The sequence below is a fragment of the Lacticaseibacillus sp. 22 genome (assembly GCF_055413445.1).
The window spans coordinates 1-992 of sequence record NZ_JBVAYD010000071.1; the positions used below are offsets into that span (position 1 = coordinate 1).

Below are 992 nucleotides of genomic sequence, written 5' to 3' on the forward strand. Positions count from 1 at the left end.
ACATATTGTCAACTGGCAAGCTGGCTCTGAATGGCACTTCATACACCATTGATGGCACAATTGAAGATACTAAGGGTAATCCAAATGGTCAAAGATATCATACTGAGTTAAACCCCGATGGCTTACTGTCATATATAACACAAACTGACGGTACAACGAAGATGGATGTTAGCAGAATCTCAATGGGGACTCTTGAGTTTACACACTTAGCTAGTGGACTGGGAAACAGTGCAACCTATATCTCAAGCACTTTAGACACTGTAAAAGTCTTGCAATTAGCAAATAATAACCAGATGGTTTGGCAGGGGGCTATGATGCCCGAGAATGGAGACGTTGCGACAATGTCGGTTCCACTGTCTCAAACACTAACCGGCTGGCTCATTGCTTGGAGTTATTTTCAAAATGGCGTGCCAACGCATAACAACTATGCCTTCACTCTCATACCAAAGGCTGCACTGGTATACAACACAACTGGGGCTAACTATTTGCGGGTAACCCTCACAATGAATGAAGTTGGTACAACCTACAAACTTTTGTTTTATGACGATAGGAATATTGTTGGCAATGATGAAAACGCAACAGGATATCCAGCTAAAGCGGTTATGACTGAGGTATACGCAGTTTAGGAGGTTGCTATGGAAGTTGACAAAGTAAAAGCCATTTTTAGCACTGATGAAGATGGCTATATCACTGGCTACCAGCAGGAATTTTGGGACGGCACTCAGTGGCAAACGCCGTTTGATGATGAGAAAGCCATCATGATCGCTCCTGAAGAGCTGAAAAAGATTGCCATTGGCGCCTCAAAGTTGGCTGATGACGGTACTGTTGTCATAGATACCGATAAACAAGCAGCATTAGACAAAGCGGCTAATCAAGTGACACCGACCGCAGAACAGAAGCTACTCGCAAATTTAACTCTTGAAGTAGCACAGCTGAAGGCGGCGAAATCAAGTGACTAATTATGATCAGTGTGCACTACTTTACAGTTGGGG

The 992-nt window shown here is 43.5% G+C and carries 1 protein-coding gene and 1 pseudogene; both read left to right on the forward strand.

The window, feature by feature from the left end; all coding sequences use genetic code 11:
- Positions 1–626 (forward strand): annotated as a pseudogene (locus tag ACWP87_RS13765) (phage tail protein); the annotation flags it as partial.
- A gap of 9 nt (positions 627–635) precedes the next feature.
- On the forward strand, positions 636–959 hold the full coding sequence (locus ACWP87_RS13770; protein WP_005686996.1) for a hypothetical protein: 324 nt from the start codon (positions 636–638) through the stop codon (positions 957–959).
- Positions 960–992 lie beyond the last annotated feature (33 nt).